Consider the following 557-nt stretch of genomic DNA (forward strand, 5'->3'; position numbering starts at 1 on the left):
GGCCGGGCGGGATCGCCGCGCGTGCCGCCGCGAGCACGACGTCGTCGAGATTCGGCGATTCGGCCTGCTGCTCCGAGCCCGCCGCGTCCCCGTCGGGCTCCGGCGGGTTCTCCTGCTGCGGCGATCCGCGATCGTCGGGGGGCGGTTCGGAGGCTTCGGCGGGTTGCTCGGGAACCGGCATCCGCGTCGCCCGCGGGCCGAGCACGAGGGCTGCTGCTTCGACGAGATCTCGTTCCGCGAGCCCATCCCGTCCGTCGCGGGCGGCGATCAGCCGGGCGATCCGCACGGCGAGCAACGGCCCGCGCAGGGACGTCACGCCGAGGGCATCCGCGGCAGCGCAGAGCGCGGGGATGGCGTCGGACGCGTCGTCTGGTTCAGGCGTGGGTCGGGAGCGGTCGGGAGCGGTCGCGCCCCTCCCAACCCCCTCTTCCCTGCCGAAGAGCCCGCGCGCCTTCCCTCCTCCCAACGGATCTCGGACCTGCCCGAGATCCGCACCCTGTCTGCCCAAGTCGGGCAGGCCCGACTTGGGTGCGGGGGAGGGTGGGCCTCGCGTGAGC

General features: G+C 74.9%; 1 pseudogene. It reads right to left on the reverse strand.

From position 1 onward, the window contains the following. Positions 1 to 316 (reverse strand): annotated as a pseudogene (gene bchD / locus FV223_RS32315) (magnesium chelatase ATPase subunit D); the annotation flags it as partial. Positions 317 to 557 lie beyond the last annotated feature (241 nt).

The organism is Methylobacterium sp. WL116 (genome assembly GCF_008039455.1).
Taxonomy (GTDB): domain Bacteria; phylum Pseudomonadota; class Alphaproteobacteria; order Rhizobiales; family Beijerinckiaceae; genus Methylobacterium.